The sequence below is a fragment of the Paenibacillus piscarius genome (genome assembly GCF_022234545.1).
Classification (GTDB): domain Bacteria; phylum Bacillota; class Bacilli; order Paenibacillales; family Paenibacillaceae; genus Paenibacillus_AQ; species Paenibacillus_AQ piscarius.
This window is the reverse complement of the sequence record NZ_JAIEUI010000001.1, coordinates 115765-139075: the sequence shown is the minus strand read 5'-3', so window position 1 is coordinate 139075 and position 23311 is coordinate 115765. Positions and strand designations below refer to the sequence as shown.

General features: G+C 51.2%; 15 protein-coding genes. 5 read left to right on the top strand and 10 right to left on the bottom strand.

Annotated elements, in window-relative coordinates; all coding sequences use genetic code 11:
- The first annotated feature begins 89 nt into the window (after window positions 1-89).
- Window positions 90-974: an AraC family transcriptional regulator gene (locus K1558_RS00635; protein ID WP_238649444.1), complete on the top strand. Its 885-nt coding sequence runs from the start codon at window positions 90-92 to the stop codon at window positions 972-974.
- On the opposite strand, the gene K1558_RS00630 is transcribed toward K1558_RS00635, so the two are convergent.
- The 7 genes from K1558_RS00630 to K1558_RS00600 form a co-directional block, all read right to left on the bottom strand.
- On the bottom strand, window positions 971-2791 hold the full coding sequence (locus tag K1558_RS00630; RefSeq protein ID WP_238649443.1) for an ABC transporter ATP-binding protein: 1821 nt from the start codon (window positions 2789-2791) through the stop codon (window positions 971-973). The genes K1558_RS00635 and K1558_RS00630 overlap by 4 nt on opposite strands.
- Window positions 2730-4529 (bottom strand): ABC transporter ATP-binding protein, encoded by a 1800-nt coding sequence (locus K1558_RS00625; RefSeq protein WP_238649442.1) that lies wholly within the window; start codon window positions 4527-4529, stop codon window positions 2730-2732. The genes K1558_RS00630 and K1558_RS00625 overlap by 62 nt, the downstream gene beginning before the upstream one ends.
- Before the next feature lie 139 nt (window positions 4530-4668).
- Complete coding sequence (gene cydC, locus K1558_RS00620) at window positions 4669-6390, bottom strand: thiol reductant ABC exporter subunit CydC (protein WP_238649441.1); 1722 nt, start codon at window positions 6388-6390, stop codon at window positions 4669-4671.
- On the bottom strand, window positions 6387-8147 hold the full coding sequence (gene cydD, locus K1558_RS00615) for a thiol reductant ABC exporter subunit CydD (protein WP_238649440.1): 1761 nt from the start codon (window positions 8145-8147) through the stop codon (window positions 6387-6389). Before cydD ends, cydC begins: the two co-directional genes overlap by 4 nt.
- A complete protein-coding gene (locus K1558_RS00610; RefSeq protein ID WP_238649439.1) occupies window positions 8148-9161 on the bottom strand; it encodes a cytochrome d ubiquinol oxidase subunit II in 1014 nt (337 codons plus the stop codon). It abuts the gene before it with no gap.
- Window positions 9158-10525, bottom strand: coding sequence for a cytochrome ubiquinol oxidase subunit I (locus tag K1558_RS00605; protein ID WP_238649438.1), 1368 nt, complete (start codon window positions 10523-10525; stop codon window positions 9158-9160). Before K1558_RS00605 ends, K1558_RS00610 begins: the two co-directional genes overlap by 4 nt.
- A gap of 604 nt (window positions 10526-11129) precedes the next feature.
- The gene (locus K1558_RS00600; protein WP_238649437.1) at window positions 11130-12098 is read right to left on the bottom strand and encodes an NAD-dependent epimerase/dehydratase family protein; all 969 of its coding nucleotides are present in this window, start codon (window positions 12096-12098) and stop codon (window positions 11130-11132) included.
- A 294-nt stretch (window positions 12099-12392) separates the two neighbouring features.
- Between K1558_RS00600 and rarD the strand changes: the two genes are divergently transcribed.
- Window positions 12393-13295, top strand: a complete 903-nt coding sequence (rarD, locus tag K1558_RS00595) for an EamA family transporter RarD (protein ID WP_238649436.1) — start codon at window positions 12393-12395, stop codon at window positions 13293-13295.
- A gap of 137 nt (window positions 13296-13432) precedes the next feature.
- On the opposite strand, the gene K1558_RS00590 is transcribed toward rarD, so the two are convergent.
- Window positions 13433-14032: a TetR/AcrR family transcriptional regulator gene (locus tag K1558_RS00590; protein ID WP_238649435.1), complete on the bottom strand. Its 600-nt coding sequence runs from the start codon at window positions 14030-14032 to the stop codon at window positions 13433-13435.
- 139 nt (window positions 14033-14171) lie between these two features.
- Here K1558_RS00590 and gap point away from each other — a divergent pair, with 139 nt between their 5' ends.
- Window positions 14172-15182 carry a type I glyceraldehyde-3-phosphate dehydrogenase gene (gap, locus tag K1558_RS00585; RefSeq protein ID WP_238649434.1) on the top strand — a complete coding sequence of 337 codons (1011 nt, stop codon included), beginning with the start codon at window positions 14172-14174 and terminating at the stop codon, window positions 15180-15182.
- A 316-nt stretch (window positions 15183-15498) separates the two neighbouring features.
- Here gap and K1558_RS00580 read toward each other — a convergent pair whose 3' ends face one another.
- The gene (locus K1558_RS00580) at window positions 15499-16014 is read right to left on the bottom strand and encodes a hypothetical protein (protein WP_238649433.1); all 516 of its coding nucleotides are present in this window, start codon (window positions 16012-16014) and stop codon (window positions 15499-15501) included.
- 259 nt (window positions 16015-16273) lie between these two features.
- Complete coding sequence (locus tag K1558_RS00575; protein WP_238649432.1) at window positions 16274-20062, bottom strand: LAGLIDADG family homing endonuclease; 3789 nt, start codon at window positions 20060-20062, stop codon at window positions 16274-16276.
- Between the two features lie 372 nt (window positions 20063-20434).
- Here K1558_RS00575 and K1558_RS00570 point away from each other — a divergent pair, with 372 nt between their 5' ends.
- Together K1558_RS00570 and K1558_RS00565 are read left to right on the top strand one after the other, a co-directional pair.
- Window positions 20435-22186, top strand: a complete 1752-nt coding sequence (locus tag K1558_RS00570) for a DEAD/DEAH box helicase (protein ID WP_238649431.1) — start codon at window positions 20435-20437, stop codon at window positions 22184-22186.
- Window positions 22186-23256, top strand: a complete 1071-nt coding sequence (locus K1558_RS00565; protein WP_420800388.1) for a YqhG family protein — start codon at window positions 22186-22188, stop codon at window positions 23254-23256. Before K1558_RS00570 ends, K1558_RS00565 begins: the two co-directional genes overlap by 1 nt.
- Window positions 23257-23311 lie beyond the last annotated feature (55 nt).

The following is a 23311-nucleotide window of genomic DNA, read 5'->3' as shown; positions in this document are numbered from 1 at the left end:
ACAGGAACGACAGATTCCCGCTTCACATGTCGCAATTTCGCAGATCTGTTATAATGGGGGCACAGCCTTGAATGAGGAGCGGATAGCGCATGAATTTACCGCCGATCCACCTGGAGAATATGAATCTTAAGATTACAATCGGAGGACTGAATCTGAATGTGGTATATATGCTATTCGGCACGTTTCACCGTTCTTTTCCCGAGCACATCCACAGCAAGCGAAGCTATGAGCTGCATTATGTCCCGGAGGGGCAAGGTACGCTGATTGCGAACGGCCACAGTTATCCGGTCGTCCCCGGCACCTTGTTCATGACAGGACCAGATGTCGTCCATGAGCAGATAACGAATCCTTCAGACCCCATGTCGGAGTACTGTATCTGCTTCGAGCTGCTTGAACACAAGCCTGCCCGGGATCAGGAGCTTGAGAGCATCACCGGTGCATTCGCACAGACACCATTCTGGATTGGCCAGGATACACAAAATCTGATGCCTCTGTTCGAGCAGCTATCTTACGAAACGACCCGCAAATTCATCGGTTATCACCGGTATGTAAGCACGATTCTTGAACAGATCATCGTCAAGCTGATCCGGAATTATGCACGGGACCAGCCGGCCGCCTCTGTCTCACAGGCCCCCCTGCAGACCCTGGACGACACCCGGCTGGCTACCATCGAACACAGCTTTCTATATCAATACCAGTCTATTACCGTACAAGGGCTGGCAGACACCTTAGGCTTAAGCGTCAGACAGACGGAACGAACGATCAGACAATTTTACGGCATGACCTTTACCCAGAAACGGACCATGGCCCGGTTGAATGCAGCAGCTCATTACCTTACCATGACGGCCATGACCATCAGCCATATCGCAGAATCGGTCGGCTACTCGTCGCTTGAGCAATTTTGCTCAGCCTTTAAGAGACACTATGGAATGCCTGCGGGCAGGTACCGGTTAGTACGTTCTGGTGAAATCTAAACGTACCACTGCTCTTGCGTTGTATACAATCTTGTATACTCGCCGTCTCTCTGGATCAGCTCGCTGTGGCTGCCGACTTCGACGATCTCACCGGCCTTCATCACTACAATTCTGTCCACATGCCGGCACAAGCCGGTCCGGTGGGAGACGATAATTGCTGTCTTGCCATGAGCTACTGTAAGGAAATTCATCAGAATCTGATTCTCAATCAGCGGGTCCAATGCGCTAGTAGGCTCATCCATCACGATAATCTCACTATTCTTGAATAACGCCCTCGCAATGGAGAGCTTCTGCCATTGTCCGCCTGAAAGCTCCAGTCCATCGAATTCTCGCCCTAGTGTATGATCGAGTCCGAAGGCGTCGATATCCAGATCAACCAACGCCAGCACATCCAAGATATCACTGTCAGCCTCAGATTTGCCCAGATCCGCTATACAAACATTCTCTCTCAGTGTAAGTGAATATCTCATGAAATCCTGTGGAATGATAGAAATCATTTGGAAAAGCGTTTCTTGATTAAATTCCTCCACCGCTTCCCCATCATAGGTAACTGTTCCGTTCTGAACGGGGTATAAGCCCAAAACTAACTTCGAGAGCGTTGTTTTTCCGCTTCCATTTTCCCCTATAATCGCTATCTTCTCACCTTTATGGATTTCCAGATTAATGCCTTTAATCGTTTTGGCAGCTGCATTGGGATAAGTAAAGTCAAGTTGCTCCAGTCTTATGCTGTTGCTCAGTCCCTTTTTTGGTACAGAGCCTTTCTGTTCTTCAGTTAAGTCCAAAAAAGTATAGTAGTCTTTGGCAAAAGCTATTTTCTCAGGAAGGCTGCCCAGATCCATTAAGAACTTCTTCGTTTCATTCTGCACAGATAAAAAAGCCCCAATGCTTGCTCCGAACAAGCCTATGTTAATCTCGCCGGATATGGTTAGGACCAGTGCGAGAACAACACTCGCCGTATAACCAATGACACGAATCGTATCGCAGAATAGCAAAGATAAGGCATCCTTTTTACTGAATGCCCAAAGCTCTTTATCAATCTCAACTCTCGTTTCTCTAAATTGCTCTCTTAAGTACTGGTCGAACCCCATGGTTCGCATTTCTTTCACCGCTGTCCTGTCATTGAACATTTCCCACAAGTAATCCCTATAGCGGACTCGTGAGGTTTGTCTCTTCTTCAGAGCATAGAAATCCTTACCACGCAGCCTTCTAGCAATAAAGTAGGGGATGACTGTTAATAAAGACAACAGAATAAACAGCAGATTGTAACTGGCCAGCACAGACACCAATGAAATAATACTGATAGCGCTGGTAGCAAATACCGCAGATGACATATAAATTTGACTTAGAATTTCACGGTTTACACAGTCCATAGCTCTAGCTTTGATGTTCATGGTCTCGGAGTCCTCATACAGGATCAGCGGTAACCGGGAACTCTTTTGGGCTATAGCCTGTTTGTGATAGTCTGTGCATCGTTCATAGACTCCGGCATTGATTGTAATATTTGATATAAACTGAAGGATCTGCTTCACTACATAGCCTGCCAGCAGAACTCCTCCATAGAAAAAAAGAGGCTCCGCCTCCGTCCTGCCTTGGGAGTAAGCGTAAATTTCATTAAAAAGTCTGGCTGATATAATCGTTATAAACACCGGAAAAATGCCCTCAAGCAAATAATACAGCGGAGACAAGATCCCTGACCATGGAGCAGCCTTTAACGTTTGTTTGTACACTCTTAACACAATCACCAGCGGTGTGTATTTATCCTTCATAGTCATCACTGTCCCTATACCAAGAGCTTTGCTTGCTCCATAGATTTGCATACATACCCTGCTGACCGATTAAATGTTCGTGAGTTCCGTCTTCCGCAATAGCACCGTCTTGTAGCACTAAGATACGGTCAGAGAATCTGGCGCTCGCCAATCGATGAGAGATAAATAAACAACCCTTTTCACCCATCATATCTCTAAAAGTCGCGTACAATTCACTTTCAGCCACCGGATCCAATGCTGCTGTCGGTTCATCCATAATCATGAAGGGACAATCTGCCAAATAGGCACGGGCCATGGCTATTTTCTGCCATTGTCCTCCGGACAGATCTATACCATTCTCTGCAATCTTTCCTAAAGCCGTATCCAAATCAGATAGAACCCCATCTGGTGCTGCCTTGGTCAGAGCACCTCTAAGGTCATTGTCGTTTCCTATTTTAGCTATGTTACCAAAAGCAATATTCTCCCGAAGAGTCAATGAATACTTTCCATAATCCTGAAAGATAATCCCCATACTGTTTCTAAGGTTTTCTTGACTGATCTGGTTCAATGGTACGCCATATATCAATATTTCTCCGTGATCTGGAGCATAAAGCTTCATTAACAGCTTCACAATTGTCGATTTACCGGCCCCATTCCCTCCAACCAAAGCAATATGTTCATGCTGTTGAATGGTGAAGGAGACCTTCTTCAGCACCTGTTCTGCAGTACCCGGATATGTAAAACAGACGTCTCTAAATTCTATGAATGGATAAGGTCCAGAGTCGGCAGATGGCGGATGCTCAGATACAGTTGCAGTTTGCCGCTCTGGAAGCTGCATGAACATTTCATAATGCATAATCTCCATACAACGATGAGACAGCCGGGAGAATAGCAATGACAGATCATCTGCAGTTCCCAGAATACTGCCGGATGCTCCAATCAAAGAAACGAACAACCCGACAGAAACCCGCCGGTCTAAGACTCCATGAATCAGCTCAAAGATTACTAGTCCAATCCACATTAGAAGCAAAAAGCTGCTGGCAGCAAAATAGCGATGAGACTTTATTGTAGTCATCAACCGCTCTTTTAGCACCTTTTCTGATTTTTGTTTCCATTTACTCTGGATATATTCGACCGCACCAAATACCTTGAGTTCTAACAAGGGTCTTTTGTCACTTAGCAGTCCCCCCAGATAGGATAATTCACGCTCATCCCGGGATTGGCTAGTAAACAGCCCGTTCATCATTTTCATCGCTTTGAAGTTCAGTACCACCATTAGTGTGAAGATCGCCAGGAAGGCCACAGTAAACCAGACCGACACCTGTAAAAAGATAGCCATCAAGCTCAATAAACTGACAAGCTGTGATATCATCGTTAAGGTCTGAATCAGCACCTCCAGAATCTTTTCATCCGGGTGATTCCCCATCTTATTTAGATGATCCTGCACCTTCGAATCCTCAAAACAGGAGTACTCAATCCGGTTAAATTTCTGCACAAGCTCTTCCATAAAATCCTTGTTCAGCTTGCTCCTCAAGCGTAGGGTAATCATGCTGTCAATGAAGGTGCTATTCGCCGAGAAAAGCAGCGTCCCCGCCAAGGCTAAGCCCCATTTGACAAGCTGAATCAGCGGAACAACATTATTCATGTAACCTTGTAAAGAATCAATCAGATGCTGTGTTATGTATAGCGTCAGCGGAGTGGTCAGAGCAAGCAGCAGGATCTGTAAGAACTTCAAGATGATTAGATAGGGCGCATATTTGAATAAAATGGCGATGGATTTTATGGCTTGCTTTGGCATAATTTCATTCATTCTCTCCTTTCTGCATTTCCTAAAATATAACTATATTCCTGTAAATATACAACCCGTTTAATTACAGGGAAAGGTATAACCAGACAAAAAAACAACCCTGATATGCTTGGTGTCATATCGGGATTGTTTATTGTTTTCATTACTGCTCTCCAATCATCTGCAGCTCAATCTGCTTCATCCGGTAAAAATACCCTTCTTGTTCCATCAGCTCCGCATATGAACCTGTCTCGATCACCCTGCCCTGCTCCATGACGATAATCCTGTCCATGCCTTCCAGGCCGGTAAGCCGGTGGCAAATGAGCAGTAAGGTGTCTCCGGCTGCCTGTTCGTAGAGATGGGTGAGCACGCGCTCTTCCGTTACATAATCCAGCGAAGAGGTCGGTTCATCCAGCAGCCATAACCGCCCTTTGCGGAGCATAACCCGGGCCAGCGCCAGACGCTGCTTCTCGCCGTCGGACTGGTTCTCTCCTTTTTCGAATACCATATCGGTTAATGCCACATCCGGCAATTGGGCCTTAGCCAGAGCTTCCAGCAATGCTTCGTCAGAGTGTTCTTCTCCATTCAGCAGCAGGTTATCACGAACCGTTCCGCGGAAAAAATGGCTTCCCTGCAATACGACATTCGCGGCTTCCCAAATGCCTGACTCATCCAGCTCTTGCACCGGAATGCCGTTCAACCGTATCTCCCCGGATACAGGCATGCGTAATTTAAGCAGCAGATCGATCAGCGTGGATTTGCCGGAACCGCTCGGTCCGACAATAGCCGTTCTGGAGCCCGCCGGGAGCTGGAGCGACACCTCTGTCAGCGCGGGCCGCCACTCGTCATCATATTGGAACGTAACGCCGGACAGCTCCACCGAAACAGGCTCTCCTTCCGCCAAGGTGCGGTCCGGCTGCACAGGTATGTCATCAGCAGTCCCTACAGTTTCAGTCAGTCTTTTGGCGGCATGCTCGCTGTCTTGCTTATAGGCAGGCAAAGTTGCCATGGCTCCAGCCTCTTCAAACACCGTCTGTGAGGCCATAACCAGCATCGCTAAAAATACGCCAGCCAGCGCCCCCTCCATAATGAGATAGGCCCCTAGCGTCAGTACACCCCAAGATATAAAAAAGGTGACAAAGGTGTGCATCGCCTGTCCGCGCAGCAGATGGCCGGCTGCACGCTGCTGCTCTGCTGTCAGTGCTTCCGAAGCCGCCTGGAGCTGCCGCTCCCGCTGCGGCAATTGTCCGTATACCTTCAGATCGCGGAAGCCATATAATACTTCGGTCACTTCCGTTGACAGCAGCGCCCGCTGCTTACGGACACGGCCGTGTATCTTCCGCTGGCCCAGCAATACGATGCCCGGTACAACTAATGCTGTCAGCAGCATCCCGATTACAAACAAGCAGGCGATCCAGAACGAATAGGAAGCACTGAACACCATGGTTGCCAGAAACACAGTAATGACGATCACCGGCGGATAAGCGACACGCAAAAAATAATTCTGCAGGCTCTCTACATCGCCGACAATCCGCGCCAGCAGATCTCCGCTGCGGTTCTTGTTCAAGATACCGGGCGTTAGCGGGATCAGCCTGGCGAAAAAGCCTGTGCGCAAACGGCTAAGCATCGAAAAGGTTGCTCTGTGCGAATACAGGCGTTCCCCGTAACGGCTTGCCGCCCGGAGCAGACCCAGCAGCTTGACCAGCGAAGTCAGTATGATCAGGGTATAGAGCGGCGGCATAAAGACCGTCTGTGAAATCAGATATCCGCTCGCGGAGAAGAGAGCCACACCGGCTGCGCCGGCAATAAACCCTCCCAGAATCGACAGGAGTATATCCTTCCGTTCTGCTATCATGGCCTTGGACAAAATCGCCAGCTCATTCATGCTGACCCTCCTTTTCGCTGAATATTAACCATCTCGGCATATTGCGGCATCCGTTCAAGGAGCTCATTGTGAGATCCTGCCGCCGTCAATACTCCATGGTCCATAAACAAAATCTGATCCGCTTGCCGGATCGTATATAAGCGGTGCGCGACTGTGATCATCGTTGCCTGTTGGGCCAGCTTGGTGATGGAGCTTTGCAGAATCTGCTCGGTCTGCAAGTCGAGGCCGACCGTAGGCTCATCGAACAGGATCAAGGCCGGACGCTTCAAAAAAGCCCGGGCTAAAGCAAGACGCTGCTTTTCCCCTCCCGACAGTCCCCTCCCGCCTTCCCCGACATAGGTATCCAATCCCAGCTCCAGCCCGGCAACCAGCGTTGCAAGTCCCGCTTCCTCTGCGGCCTGCCTGATTTCTTCCCTGGAGACGTTACGTCCGGCACCGATGGCGATATTCTCAGCAAATGTGCCGGCAAAAATATAAGGATGCTGTGTAATGTAGCTGACCTGTTCAAACCATGAATCTTCCTCCCACTCTGTCAGCGGGCTTCCGTTCACCAGCACTGTCCCGGATACCGGCTTGAGCAGCCCGGCAATGAGATGGAGCAAGGTTGTTTTGCCCGAGCCGCTGTGGCCGACGATGGCAACATGCTGTCCCGGTTCTATAGAGACGGGTCCAGCCTTAAGCTCAAATGAACCAGGGGCATAATGAAAATGCACATCATCCAGCGCAATGGATGGCGGCATCTTAAGAAGCTTGGCTGATGATTGCCCGCTCTCTTCCGGCTGTGTGCCGGTGCCGCCGCCTATTTCCGCCAGCATCTGCTCCACCTTACGGACTGCTCCCATACTGGTCCGCCCGCTGTGAAAAGCGGTGCCTGTATTTTTGAGCAGATTAAAGAACTCAGGAACAAGCAGCAGCACCAGAAAGGCCGTGTGGAACGGCATCGATTTGAACACGAGCAGTTGAATAGCCAATTCAAGGGCAACAATCCCGATGCTCAGCATGACGATGGATTCCAGCATAAACGTATTCGTAAAAGCAACCTTCAGAATATCCATGGTCGCGTCACGATACCCCAGGCTGCTGCGCTCAATCTGCTGCTGCTGGCGGCGGGCCTGTCCGAATATTTTCAGGGTCACCAGCCCCTGAAGCGAATCCAGGAAGGTGCCGGAGAATTCGGCAAGCTGTGCATATTTTTCTTCGGATTTATTCTTCGTCTGCAGTCCCACCAGAATCATAAACAGCGGGATGAACGGTGCTGTAAACAGCAGAATGAAGCCGGTATTCGCATGTAAAATAAATGTAACGACCAGAATCAGAACCGGAATAATCGCTGCTTCGGCCATCCGTGGCATGTATTGACTGAAATAGCTATCCGCCTCATCCACTGCATCCAGCGCCACACTGACCTTTCCCCCCGTCTGCCCCCGCAGCGTTGAAGGCATGGAAGCGTGTGTAAGCTTTTGCAGCACGGCTGAACGCATATTTGCCTTAGCATCGGCAGCCATAGTTAAGCCTACTCTTCCGTTGGCGTATACCAGCAAAGAACGGATCGCCATCACTGACAGCAGAAGCGCGAGCAGCAGAGCAACCGAGGACAAGGAAGCCCTCTCCACGAACACCCGCTGCACCGCTTCCGCCAGCAGCCCGGCCTGACTTACAACCGCAGTGCCCAGCAGGAGCGACAGGATGGCCAGCATAACCAGTCGTTTGCGTTGCCGTGACATTTGCTCAGCGATCAGGCTTGTTGTCTTGTCCATTTATTTCTTTCCTTTCACATAATCTGCGTCAAAGAGGAACAGCTTGAACACCAGAATCAGGGAAGGAATGAGCAGGCACATCCCGCCGATGAACACAATGACCAGCGCCAGGCCCATGGCTGGTGAAGTGATGCTGTTCTCCAGCGTAATGAACGGGTCCAGAATATAGGGATACTGCCCGATCCCGTAAGCGAAGAAGGCGCAGAGAAATTGCAGCATGATGCTTATGAACGCCAGCCCGTAACGGCGTCCGCTGTTGAGCAGCCACATGGCAAGCATGAAGAAAGCGACGGACAGCGCAAGCAGCCACCATAAATCCATCATATTTTGAAAATGCCGCTCATTGTGCTGGCCCAAATAGATAAAGGCCGTCAGTGCGATAATAATCGTCGGCGTGCTCCAGAATAGCGCATAGGTACGCATCAGCTTCAGCGCGGGTTGATCCTCTGCCCGTGAAGCATAAAAAGCCAAAAAGGAGGCGCTGATAAACAGTACTGATACAATCGCCAGGCCTACAATGCTCCAGGATAAGGGGTTCGTAAACAAAGCCCAGTAATCCAGAGACACGTTCTCTCCCTGCTTGAAGATGAAGCCGCCTTCCGACAGAGTGAGCGCCACGGACAACGATGCGGGAATCAGCAGTCCCGAAGCGCCGTACAGGAACAGGTAGACGATGTTATTTTTGGAGCCGTAATTCTCGAACGCATAGAACGAACCGCGGATCGCGATGAGGATCACAGCAATACTTCCCGGAACAAGCAGCGCCGAGCCGTAATAATAAGCGGTGTCCGGGAAGAAGCCGACAAGTCCAATATAGAAAAAAACGAAAAACACATTCGTAATCTCCCAGACAGGCGATAAGTAGCGGGAGATCAGACGGTTAATCAGATGATCCTGCTTCGTCAGCCGGGCATAAAAGGCAAAGAACCCGGCTCCAAAATCAATGGAGGCCACAATTAAGTAGCCGTATAAAAACAGCCAGAGCACTGAAATCCCTATCAGCTCATAACTCATTTTAATTGCTCACTCCTTCCTGTTGATTTGCCGCCGGGATGCTGATTCCACTTCTCCATCTCGGTTTCTGCCGGATTGTCCTTGAACATGCGCCGCAGCACAAGAACACACACAGTGCCTAACAGGATGTACAGCAACAGGAATACAAAAAACAGAATTCTCACGCTCGGTGACGTCGTAGCCCCCTCTTCTACACGCATGTATCCCCTTAAGATCCAAGGCTGCCGCCCGATCTCAGCATAAAACCAGCCCAGCTCGACTCCCAGAAAAGCAAGCGGTGCACCTAACGCGATCACGCGAAGCAGCCATTTGTTATGCTCATTGCGTTTTTTCCAGAAGACAAACAGGAAGTACAGGAATGAAATGCCCAGCAGTGCGAACCCTACACCGACCATCAGATCAAACAAATAATGAACCAGGAGCGGCGGCCGCTCATCCGCAGGGAATTCATTCAGACCTGTTACCTCTGCATTGAAATCGCCAAAGGCGAGGAAGCTGAGAAATTTGGGAATGTGCAGTGCGCCCAGCACCTCATGCTCAGCGTTAAGCCACCCTAATAGAATCAGATCTGCTCCGCTTTCCGTCTCAAAATGCCACTCTGCCGCTGCCAGCTTCTCCGGCTGATGCTCCGCCAAAAATTTCGCAGATGTATCTCCAGCAAGTGAGTTCAGCAGTCCAAACACCATCACCACGGCCATCATCAGCTTCAGCGCTTTTTTATGGTATTCGGAGGCTCCCTTCTTCAGGAGTGCAAACGCAGCAATACCCGCCAGCAGTGCGGCTCCGGTCAGATAGGCTGAGCTTAAGACATGGAACACCTTGGAGAACGTCGCGGTATTCAGCATCGCCTGCACCGGATTCACTGCAGTGAATTGGCCTCCCGCCATAGCAAAGCCCTCCGGCTGATTCATGAATCCATTGACGGTTGTGATAAACACAGCGGACATCCCGGCACCGGCCACAATCGGGATCGTAAGGAGCCAGTGGATATACGGTTTTTTGAACCGGTCCCAGGTATAGAGATAAATCCCCAGGAAGATGGCCTCAAAAAAGAAAGCAAACACCTCCATAAATAACGGGAGCGCGATCACGTTACCGGCCAGCTTCATGAAATTCGGCCAGATCAAGGCCAGCTGCAATGAAATCGCCGTACCGGTCACCACACCCACCGCCACAGATATGACAAACCCGCGGGCCCATCTCTTGGCCATCAGCGTGTAGTGAGCGTCTTTTTTGCGTATGCCCATGAATTCTGCAATAGCAATCATCAGCGGAACCCCAACGCCAATTGTTGCGAAAATAACGTGGAACCCCAGTGTCAAGCCTGTCACCAGCCTGCTCCACAGCACAGTATCGATGCCCATTACGTTAGTGCCTCCTTATCCAAGCGGTTAGATATTTTGAATTATTATATCTTTAATTTTAATTAAAACACTTTCGGTCACCTTTTTGCCTTTAAACGTTCATGAAAGCATCAACTCTTTTTTACAACTTGGTGAATACAGCCGAAACTACTCTTTTGGGCTATTGTTGGGTGGGGAATAACGTGGTAGAGGACTGTTCGGGTAAGAACAAAATGCCTGCGGCATCGCCAATGTGGTTGGTTTTTTGACCATATCCCGTCCTCACGCCTCCGCTGTACCGAATATGGTCGGTTTTTCGACCTTATCCCGCCACCGTGCCTCCGCTGTACCAAATGTGGTCGGTTTTTCGACCTTATCCCGCCATCGTGCCTCCGCTATACCGAATGTGGTCGGTTTTTCGACCTTATCTCGCCATCGTGCCTCCGTTGTACCGAATGTGGTCGGTTTTTCGACCACATCCGGCTCCAGCCCAGATGACCACGTGCAGCCCCTTGTGTTCGGTGAAATCAGCGAAGTCATTCTAGAATATAGTCATCCTGCGGATGCTCCAAGACACTTATCCACATTGGACGAAAATCATAATTTCCTATCTTTCGAAATTGGCCTATGGTCCCTCATAGCTTCTCAAGCCCACGTCGCGCAAAGTTCTTCCGACATAGCCCAGCTCCCGGCGTGCAGCGGCATCGTTGACTGTGAACTCACGCCCGATCATGCGTATCATTGAGCGCGAGATCGGCGGGTCCCCCTCTTTTCGCGTGACGGCCCAGATCGTGTCAAGCAGCCTGCCAATGGCCGAGGCCAGCCAGTAGGGTATCGAACGCAGCTTATCGATGGACAGGCCCTGCAAGTTAGCGAGCGAGGTGACGAACTCACGGAAAGTCTGATCTTCCTGGTCTTTGATGAAAAAGGCATGACCGCCTTCTCCGCGTAATAGAGCGCATTGTATAGCTTCTATAACATTGTCCACGTGACAGGTTGCAAAAGCATAGTCGCCGCGGTTGATGAAGGCAAACTGTCCAGTTCTGACGGCTTCGGGAAGCCCTTGACTGAACGGATCACCAGGCCCCCAGATCGCCGGCGGGCGAAGTGCGATGGTGCGGAAGCCGGGTTGGTTAGCTGCCAGAACTAATGATTCGGCCCGTGCCTTGCTTGCCAGGTAGGCGGAGAAGTGGTTCGTGATAACTGGTGTGCTCTCATCAACGTTACAGATTGGTGTGCCGCCATTATCCATGAGGATTCCTGCTGCGCTGATATAGACGAATGTCTTCGCACCGGCGGATTCGGCTGCCTGCAACAAGGCTGCAGTTCCGTCAACGTTGGTGCGAAAGAAGGGTTCGCGTGGCCCCGAAAAGCGGAACAAGGCAGCCGCGTGCACAACCGCATCAATTTGTGGTAATAGGAGTGGCGTGCTGCTTTCGAGATCGGCATCGACCGGCACAGCACCCATGGACTTAAGTTTGGCGTGAGATGATATGGAGCGTGTAAGTGCGAAAATCTCATGACCGTCCTCTATAAGCTTAGGGATAAGGCGGCCGCCCAGCAGACCCGTACCTCCCGTGACAAGTATTTTCATTGTGTTCGTCCTTTCTGTTCAAGGTTTAGGATGGACCGGTCTTGTCTTTCACTGGAATCATGGTACAATAAAAGATACCATTCGGTATCTTTTATTGTACAACATGCTGTTCTAGAATGAAACAACTGAAGTTGAACCTAAGAGGGACGCAAGAAAAAGCGACTAGGGTATCCAGGCCAGCGGATACGAAAAGGAGATAAGAACAGAAAAATACGAACGTAACGAAATGTGTTACAATGAATTGTCATAACGGGGCACTGAACAGAAATCGGGGCGGGAAGAAGGAAATGGATTATGAATAACGGGTTAATCAACGCTATTATCGCTTATATCATGTGGGGAGTTCTCCCGCTTTACTGGAAGTTGTTTAAGGATGTGCCTTCAGGCGAGATTTTATCACATCGGGTGGTCTGGTCGTTTGTCTTCGTGGGTATTCTCGTCACCGTTCAGCGCCGCTGGGGGGATATGAAGCAGATTGTGACCAGTCGTTCGCTCCTGCTGTCGCTCACCGCCAGCGGTCTGTTGATCGCTGCGAACTGGCTCATTTTCATTTGGGCTGTCAACAACAACCATGTCGTTGAGACAAGTCTCGGCTACTATTTAAACCCGTTGTTGAACGTGTTACTAGCGGTTGTCTTCCTTCATGAGAAGCCGAATCGGGGCCAGTGGCTCGCGATTGCCGTCGCTGGCGCGGCGGTGCTCCTCATTGCAATCGATTACGGACGATTTCCGTGGGTCGCCATCTCGCTGGCTGCATCGTTCGGCTTATACGGCCTGGCGAAAAAGAAGGTTGTGCTAAACGCATCTGCAGGCTTGTTATCAGAGACGGTTGTCGTTCTCCCCATTGCGCTCGGCTACTGGATCTATCTGGCCTCCGCAGGCAAGGCGACGGCCTGGACACTGCCTCCGTCCATGTTCATCGGACTACTCCTTTCGGGCGTAGTAACGGCTCTGCCGCTGTTCTTCTTTGCACGGGCGGCTGCCCGCATGGCGTTCTCCACTCTCGGATTCGTACAATACATCGGGCCGACAATCATGCTGTTACTGAGCATCTTTGTGTTTAAGGAGTCGGTTTCCTCTACTCTGCTCATCGGTTTTGCACTCATTTGGACAGCACTTGTTATATATGCTGTAGCATCCGTTCGCGGCACCAAAGCCACGAAGGTGAAGGTTCACCCTGATAAAAACTATGTATGACCAGTGAATGACGAGGGCCTTCAGGTGTAAAAAAGCCGCCTCATCCGGTAGAGGGTTGATCCCCTTGCAATCTCCCGGAACGAGGCGGCCTCATGAACAAGTGATTCGCTATGCCGATGCTGCGCGATATTTTCACCTTAACTGTTTTTTAAACAACAATTCTGTAAATAGAGTGCAAAGGATGCTGTATTCATGTGCATATGCTTATTATCCCCATCCAATTTGCTGAGCAGAATGCCTCCTTCGAGCAAGGAAAAGGCAAATGAAGCAAGTGCATCCGCATTCAAATCCTCTTTAAACTCCCCGCTATCTATCCCATTCAGAATGATACTTTTTAGCGTATCCAAATGGTTATGCAGCCCTTGTCTTGCCCGGTCACGAAGCTCCGCATGAGTATCATCACTTTCTACTGCTGTATTCTGCATAGGACATCCGCCAACAAAGGGTGGATTACCCACAACATCTTCATAAACGCGAAAAAAAGCAAGTAACTTCCCTGACGCAGACTGCTCCCGGTCGACCGCCTCAGCGAATTTGTTGGAAACTATACTGGCAGCGTAGCTGTAGGCTTCAAGCGCAATCTCATCTTTATTGGCAAAATGCCGGTAGATGCCCCCCTTCTTAATCCCGGTGTCGGCAATAATATCGTTTAATGATGTACCTGCGTAACCTTTTTGATTAAAGATTGCTGCCGATTTCATAACAATGTGCTCTCTTGTCCGATCTCCTTTTTTCATTGTATCCTCCAAGTTATCTTATTCTAAATTAACATTATATCAAATTTACGGCCGAAACCTTGCCAACGGTTTAAGTTCTGATATAATAAAAGATACCGAATGGTATCTTTTATTATAAAACAAACAGGAGGACGATTCAATGAGAATAAAAGTAGGCATTAATGGTTTTGGGCGAATTGGCAGACTGGCTTTCCGTCGTATTCAGGAAATGGATAATATCGAGGTTGTAGCGATAAACGATTTAACTGACGCAAAGATGCTGGCGCATCTGCTCAAATATGATACTACTCAAGGCACTTTCCAGGGTGACATTGAAGTTCATGACGGAGCGCTCACTGTTAACGGCCAAGAAATTAAAGTGCTGGCCAACCGCAACCCTGAAGACATCCCATGGGGCGAGCTTGGCGTAGCGATCGTACTCGAATGTACCGGCTTCTTCACCACCAAAGAAAAGGCAGAGCTTCATCTGAAAGGCGGAGCCAAGAAGGTCCTTATTTCCGCTCCGGCAACAGGCGACATGAAGACCGTCGTATATAACGTAAACCATGAAACATTGGACGGAACGGAAACCGTCATTTCCGCTGCTTCTTGCACAACGAACTGTCTCGCTCCCATGGCTAAAGCTTTGAACGATACATTCGGCATTCAGTCCGGGTTGATGACCACCGTTCACGCCTATACAGGCAATCAGAATACTCTTGATGCACCGGATTCCAAAGGAAACTTCCGCGCAGCAAGAGCAGCAGCAGAGAACATTGTTCCTTACTCCACCGGTGCTGCTAAAGCCATCGGGCTCGTTCTTCCTGAATTGAAGGGAAAACTTGATGGTGCATCTCAGCGAGTACCTGTAGCCACAGGCTCCGTGACAGAACTCGTTGCTGTTTTGAACACGAAGGTTACGGTTGAAGAAGTTAATGCCGCTATGAGACAAGCATCAGATCCCGAAACATACGGATATACTGAGGATGAGATCGTATCTTCCGATGTTAGGGGAATGACATTGGGTTCTCTTTTTGATGCCACGCAAACAAAAGTCCTAACCGTTGGCGATCAGCAGCTGGTGAAGACTGTAGCCTGGTACGATAATGAAATGTCCTACACCGCGCAACTGGTTAGAACATTAGAATACTTCGCCAAAATCGCCAAGTAGCATCGTTGAAAATCTGTATTGAGATTCAAATGAAGCTGCAATAGCCCAGACCTTTAAGGTTTGGGCTATGATTTTTCATTTCAAATGAGAAAATCCTGTTAGAAACCCTTATAGAATAAATTGATATGAATCTATTTTCGATTTTTCCACATTCGTGATCAGTGCCAATGAGATTTCCGGGCTTCTTGAGGGACATGCCAAAGTTACTATAAAAGTGGTGGTAGTGAAATGTTAATATGATTACTCCCCTTATCTAAGACTTCATAGCGTTTCCACCTTTGCTAACCTTCATGGGCTTTAATCTTCTCTTTCTCGACTAATCCACAATGACTAAATTTTCATAATGTGAGCCATCGCCGATGTTATCAGCGGACAGCCATTCAAAATATCCTAAGCCTAGTTTATTTGCGATAAAATAAGCTGGAGGCTCTTCACCATCGTATTTCACTAAATCAAAAGCTTCTTCCAGGTCTTCAATTGAATTTCCTTGCTTCATAATTAATTCTCTAAGTAGAACCATATCATGCTCATCTTTCTCAATAATTAGTTCATCCGTCCAATCGCACCTATATGTGGAGATGATTTCATCCTTCTCAAAAATGGATAGTCCCCATCCATGATCTTCCATATATGAATAATGAACTAATAAGCCTGGATTTAATGATACAATCGATTTACGGATACCAAATGTCGGCCCCTTAACAATAAAAGTCACCCAACCATTAAACTCAGGGAAAACAAATCCTTTATTGTTTGAAGCTCTAATTAGTTCAACGACTTTTTGCTGATCGCTTGTCTGCAAATGATAACTTGCACTAAATTCGCTCATCATTCAGCTCCTATTGAGTTTTCCATAGCGTCCATCACTATTTAGAAACATTGGAAATTTCCATTATGTAGAGTATTCGCGAAATCATTATGTTATCCTGCCCGTTAGGTTAATGAAGCGTTGACAATCTAATATTTTAATTCTCAGTCTACAACTTTATTTGCTTTTGACATAAAAAATATAAAAACAACGTGGGAGCAGCTATCGCTTCCCACGTTATTTCACATTGTTCTTAAAACAAAACTTGTTAGTTATCTACCACTCACCCGCACCGGCTATACCCGCAATTCCCGCAAGTCTTACACCCCTCAATATTAATCAGCGAGGCACTGCCGCAGGAAGGGCAGAGATCCCGCGAGGCGGTAGCGTGACTGTGCGCTCCGTGGCTGCCATGGCCATCATCAGTGGATGCTGCTGGGACCGTGGATTTCAGCTCAGCGCTCAGCGCCTCGTTGAAATCAAGCTCCAGCGTGGCGGCGATGGGCGCCGGGATATGGTCGTCATGGGCGTTGTTCAGCACATGAGTTTCCAGTGCCTTGGCCACTGCGTCAGCGATGGACTCGACGCGGTTCGCGCCGAAGCCGATGGCGCCGGAGCCGCCGATGCCCTTGAGGTGCTTGATCAGCAGGCCGACCTTCTCGCCGTGGTCGCCGTAGCGCAGGAACAGCGAGCATACGCGGCCCAAGGCTTCCGCCATGGCGAAAACGTCAGAGCCGGCCTTGCCGACGTTCAGGAAGATTTCGGCTGGGATGCCGTCAAGATCGTTGATCGTGATATACGCCATACCGAATGGCGTGTTGATCTTATAGGTCGCGCCGCGCAACACCTGCGGACGTTTCTTATATTGCTTGTCCACTCCGCCGGCACCCGGCAGACCCTCCGATGCTTTCATAGTCATTGGCTGTGCAACTACAGTATAAGGAGCTGCTGGTTCAGTTTCTTTTGCTTCCACCGGTTCAACTTTTGCCGCAGCGTCCTTCTTGTCTTCCTTCTTCGCCGTTTCCAGTACCTGCACGTCACGGCTGCCGTCACGGTAGATGGTTACGCCTTTGCAGCCCAGATCGAAGGCCATTTCATACAGCTCGGCGGTCTCTTCCACCGTGAAGTCGGACGGGCAGTTCGCGGTCTTGGAGATCGAGCTGTCTACCCAGCGCTGAATAGCGGCCTGAGCGCGAATATGGTCCTTGGCCGACAGGTCCATCGAAGTGACGAAGTAGTCCGGCAGTTCTTCTCCCGGATGGGCTTCCAGCCATTCCTGGGCAATCGGTACGAATTGCTCATCATAGCCGAGACGGCTCTGGCGGAAATATTTGAAGGCGAAATACGGCTCGATGCCTGTGGATGTTCCGACCATAGTTCCGGTGCTGCCTGTAGGAGCCTGGGTGATTACAGTTACATTGCGCATTCCCTGCTTGCGGATGGCTTCGCCAACCTCAGGGTAGACCTCAGTAATGTTTCGCATAAATCCGCTCTGTAAATATTTTTCCTCGTTAAACGCTTGGAACGAGCCTTTCTCTCCGGCAATCTCAGCCGAAGCCAGATACGCCTCGCGGGCCATGAAGCCATAGAGCTTGTCCAGGAACTCCAGCGATTCAGGGCTGCCGTAGCGGATATTCAGCTTGATCATCAGCTCAGCCAATCCCATAGTGCCGAGCCCTACGCGGCGTTCGAGCTTCTGGTTGGCTTCATTTTCCGGGAAATGATACGGTGTCTTGTCGATAACATTATCCAGGAAGCGGACGGAATACCGGGTGGTTCTCGCCAGATCTGCCCAGTCCACATCATGTTTGTCGGCATCGTAGAACTTGGAAAGATTGACGGCGGACAGGTTGCACACGCCCCAGCCGGGCAGGCCCTGTTCACCGCAGTTATGAGCAACAACACCGCCAGCGATCAGCGAGTGCGTTACAGGCTCGGTAATATCGTATACCGTTACAATCTCGCCTGCTTCGATACCAACAACTTTGGAGATAAACTTTTCATTTTTGCGGGAAGGTCTGGCAATGCGCTCCAGCGCCTCTTGTTTTCTGGTAAGCAGCTTGAACCCGATCTTATTCTTGAATTCAAGGATGTTGTTGCCGCTTAAGATCAGCTCATAGAATCCGCCACCCTCATAGCTACGTTCCTCGCCCGCAATAGTTGTATACGTAAATACAGCCTGATTTCTCTTCTCACGGTTATAGATGGAGCTATTAATTCCGAAGTTAAGGAGCAGCAATTGAACGCCTTGAAGCAGCTTCTTGGAAGCTGAGGTCAGTCGGACGGAACGATGCATCTCATCACGGTCATATACCGTTCCGTCTGCCGAGAACAATCCTTGCAGGAAGGCTACAACGGTCTCGCGTGAAGCGGTATACAGCGCGGCCGGAACCTCTTTGTCGGCGGCTCTGACCGCCTTAACTCCAAGTTCCTCAAGTTGTTCACGGAACGCTTTACGCCACCAGTATGCTTGTTTGGTGCCATTCGTTCTGTCGAATACCTTCGCACTCACACCGGTAATACGCTCAGCAGCATCAATAAGTGTTGGAATTACTTCACTGTCTGCCTCGCCAAATACCATTCCGATGTCACCGCGTTTGGATAACCAGCCATCACCTGTGAGCCAGCCCAGGAACCAGCCCCAATCCTCACCAAGCTGATCCTCAGCAGCAAACCCGCCCTCACCAGACTGCAAGTACACACTATCCTCAGCCGTCAGAGTACGGGCCTCTTTCCAGCCGGAATCGGTAAATAAGCGGTGCTCCGGCGTAACGGACAGCTCGACTCCATTTTGCAGCGAGATCTTCAAGGTTTCTCTTGTTCCGGTCGGGAACACTGTAGCCCGTCTCATCTGCAGACCCGGAACTTCGTAGCTTCTTCCGCCAACCACTTTGGCCTGCTCCACCAGTCTCAAATCGGTTCCAACCAGGAAGGATTCCGTTCCGACCTTCTTATATAGCTCCTCGATGGTTAAAAGGCCGTATTCCGTAGCAATTCTGGTGTCCGGGTGGAAACACGGATTCGTACAAATAATCGGATTGAAATACCAGCTATTCGACATCTGATTATAATACTCCATGAAAACAACGCCCGGCTCTGCTGATTTCCAGGCCGATTCGATAATGGTATGCCAGACATCGCGGGCTTTGACGGTGCGGTAAGGGATGACGCGGCGGTTGTCGGCCTTCCATTTGTCCAGATCGCCGTCCCAGAGCGTGTCGTAATCGGGATCAGTGGTGTCGGGGAAGACCAGCTCCCAATCCAGATCCTCCTTCACTGCCTTCATGAAGCCGTTGCTGACGCATACCGACAGGTTGGCGTTCGTGACCTGGCCCATCGTCTGCTTCACGGTGATGAAGTCCAGCACATCCGGGTGCCAGTCGTTGATCATCAGCATCAGTGCGCCGCGGCGGCTGCCGCCTTGTTCAATCAGTCCGGTCGTATAGCTGAACAATCCGCCCCAGGACACGGAGCCGCTGGAGGAGCCATTCACCCCACGCACAATAGCGCGGCGCGGGCGCAGCGAGGACAGATTAATGCCCACTCCGCCGCCGCGGGCCATAATCTCGGTCATCTCGGAGAGGGTCTCCATGATGCCGCCCCGGCTGTCTTTTGGCGATGGAATGACATAGCAGTTGAACAACGTAAGCTCTTCGCTTGCCCCTGCGCCTGCCGCAATCCGTCCGCCCGGAACCAGCTTCCAGTCATCCAGAATCGAGCGAAACCGGCTTGTCCACTCCTCTTGAAGCTCAGGTGTCTTCTCCACAGAGGCCATCGCGGCCGCAAGGCGGTCCCACATCTCCTCCGGTGTCTTCTCTATATTCAGCGTCAGCTTCTCGACATCCGACTGCACCAGCTCGCCGCTGCGGGTACGGACTGTAACGGTTCGGCCGGTACGCTCGACAATCTCGCCGACCTCCTTGGTCGGGAACTTCGGATCATCCTTCGTCAGCACGAGGACGACATCGCCCACCTTCGCATTGTTGCTGTCTGCATCCTTCCAGGCATAACGGTCCAGGAAAATTTTCTCACTCAGGCCTTCCAGGCGCTTGTTATGTTCTACTGTACTCAATAGCAAAACCTCCCGGTTGATTAATAGGTGATGCTGCCGTTCATTGTGGTGAAGAGGTCCGCGAGGGGACCGTGCTTCACACTTCTGTAACAATATATGGTGTACTTCAACTTCAAAACTATACCACATATTGTGACTTGCGGTCTTTTTTGAAACAACCGGCCCCGGGCGGGAATGCCCTGAAATCAGGAAAAGAACGCTCGTTTGCTCCCTCTTTCTCGTTTTTTTGCAGGTGGTGATCCTGAAAGCTTTGCAGGGAAAATGCAGATTCCGCAGGCGCCAGCCCGGCGAAGCGGGGTTATGAAATCTCTCTGAAACGCACATACTACTGGTACGCATTCGATATGAAACCGCACCGGAGGAGGCTGCATCATGACGCAATTATTCCGCAATTCCCTGCCCCAAGAGAACGTGACACCTGCGCCGCTGCTGCCTGTTCCTCTAGCTTTTGAACGGAACTGGCTGCAGGATCTGGAATCCAGACTCGACAAAGGCGGACCCTGGGGCGACTGGCGGTTATCCCGTCTTGCCGTGCAGGGAGAGCAGTCAAGCCTGGTCACGAGCTTCGATGAGCTGCAGTGTATGAAGCATCTGTCCGGGCTGTCGCCGCTGCCGCATCAACTGGATACCGCGCATAAGGTGTTGTTCGAGATGTCGGGAAGGGCGATCCTCGCCGATGAGGTGGGCCTGGGCAAGACGATCGAAGCCGGACTGGTGCTAAAAGAATATCTGGTGCGCGGCCTGGTGAGCCGGGTGCTGATTCTGGTGCCTGCTTCGCTCGTCCTGCAGTGGGTACGCGAGCTGAATACGAAATTCGGCATTTCTGCTGTGGCGCAGAAGAAGACCTATTCCTGGGGCAACGATATTGTGGTCGCCTCGATGGATACGGCCAAGCGCGACCCGCATAAGGAGATGCTGCTAAGCCAGGAGTACGACATGCTGATCATCGACGAAGCCCATAAGCTGAAGAACAAGAAATCGACGAATTACCAGTTCGTCCAGCAGCTCCGCAAAAAATACTGCCTCCTGCTCACCGCCACCCCCGTGCAGAACGACCTCGGCGAGCTGTTCAATCTGATTACTTTGCTGAAGCCGGGGCAGCTTGGGAATCAGGGGGATTTTGCCGCCAATTTCGTTGTGGACAAGCGCCAGCCCAAGAATGAAGTGCAGCTCCGGGGCGAGCTGTCCAAGGTGATGATCCGCAACCGCCGGGGCGAGGGGCCGGTGAATTTCACCAAGCGCAAGGTGCGCAACATCCCGCTCACTCTCTCTGAGGAGGAGAAGGCGTTGTATGACGGCGTTACTGCCTTCGTCAAGGACCAGTATCAGGAGGCGGGCGGCAATCTCAGCAGTATGCTCTCATTGGTCACGCTTCAGCGCGAGGTGTGCAGCAGCCGGGATGCCGTGTTCGTTACGCTGGTGAATCTGATCAAGAAGCTGCCGGAGGACTCGCCCAAGCGTGAGCGCATGATGGGTCTGCTCCAGACGATCCGCACGGTCAAAACCAATACGAAAGCCGAGAAGACGATCGAACTCATCCGGGAGATGGACGAGAAGGTTATTGTGTTCACCGAATACCGCGCGACCCAGGAGTATCTGCTGCAATATTTCCGGGATCACGGGCTTCAATGTGTGACCTACTCAGGCGGCATGAACCGCGGCAAAAAAGACTGGATGATGGACCTCTTCCGCGGCCGCGCCCAGGTGATGATTGCTACAGAGGCGGGCGGCGAGGGTATTAACCTGCAATTCTGCCACCATATGATCAATTTCGATCTGCCCTGGAACCCGATGCGGGTCGAGCAGCGGATCGGCCGGGTGCACCGGCTGGGCCAGGAGAATGATGTGGTGATTTACAATCTCTCCACCGAAGGAACCATCGAAGAGCATATCCTCCACCTGCTGCATGAGAAAATCAACATGTTCGAGATGGTCATCGGCGGGCTGGACGTCATCCTGGAGCGCTTCGAGCAGAACGGGTCGCTGGAGAAAAGCCTGTACAAAATCGTCCTCGAGGCCCGCAGCGACGAGGAGCTGCGCAGCGGACTGGACGGAATCGGCGATACGCTCAGCAGCCTGACCCATGCCGATGCGGATGTGGATGAGAGCGGGGTGGCCCGCTGATGCTGACGCCTGTGGAAGTACGCAAGCAGGTCATGGATTATCTGGAGGCCACGGAATGTACCATTCTGGAGTCCTCTCCACTGCATGTGACGGTGAAGCTCTCGCCGCGCGCGGACCGGATGCTGACGGACCGGCCTTATTACTGGAGCTTCGTGGAGCGCACCGGCGTAGATCCCGAGACCCTAAGCTTCAGCTTCGTCTTCGACCCGGAGAAGTACGATGCACTCGCGGCGCAGGCCGCTGAGAGAACGGCCCAGCCGCGCGGCGGGGCAAGGCGTCCGTCCGGGCCAGGAACGCTGCCGGGTCTGGCCGGGGCGGGGGATGCCGAAGCAGGTGCGGAGCTAGGCGCAGCGCAGCCGGCCGCTCCAGGCGGCGTAGTGCCGCCGGGGGTGTCCGCTGCCCCGGAGGACAGCATCCTGGCCCGGTACTTCGGCATCGTTCCGGCCCTGCCGCGTCTTGGCCCCGGCATGATCCGCCGGGAGGATGTGACCTACGGCAGCAAGCGCCTGCGCCAGATCTGGTCGGCGGCGCAGGACGAGGGCCGCTGCCTGCAGCTGTTCGAGGACCCGGGGCAGCGGCAGCGGACCACGCTGTTCTCAGCAGCCTACGAGCCGTGGCTGGCGGTCTGCTACAAGGTAGAGATGACCTGTGATCTGAAGCGCGAGGAGCTGCATTTCATCGGTGTGTCGCTGACCTCCGGCCTGATCGTGCCGGATTTCCAGGCCCGGCTGGAGTCCAGGGAGCTGACGCCGCGCCTGCCGGAGAATATTCATATCCAGCCCTCGGAGCTTAGTCTTGCCACTGGAGCCGACAGGCTGGAAGGGTATCTCACCTCCAAGCTGGCGCTGATGGATTATACCTGGGCCGAAGAAGCCCGGCAGCGGCTGGAGCTGGAGCTTAGCATCGTGGATATCTATTACGCGGAGCTGCTCAAGGAGCAGGATGAGGAGAAGCGGCTCAGCACCCGGGAGCAATATAACCGCCGCCGGCAGGAGACCACGTGGCAGTATGAGCCGCAGATTGCAGTTTCTGCCGTCACATACGGGCTGTTCCATCTGCGCAGCACATAGAATGCGACCCCGTCCGCTAAAAGCAGGCAAAAAAACAAAGAAACTCCTGCCGCCT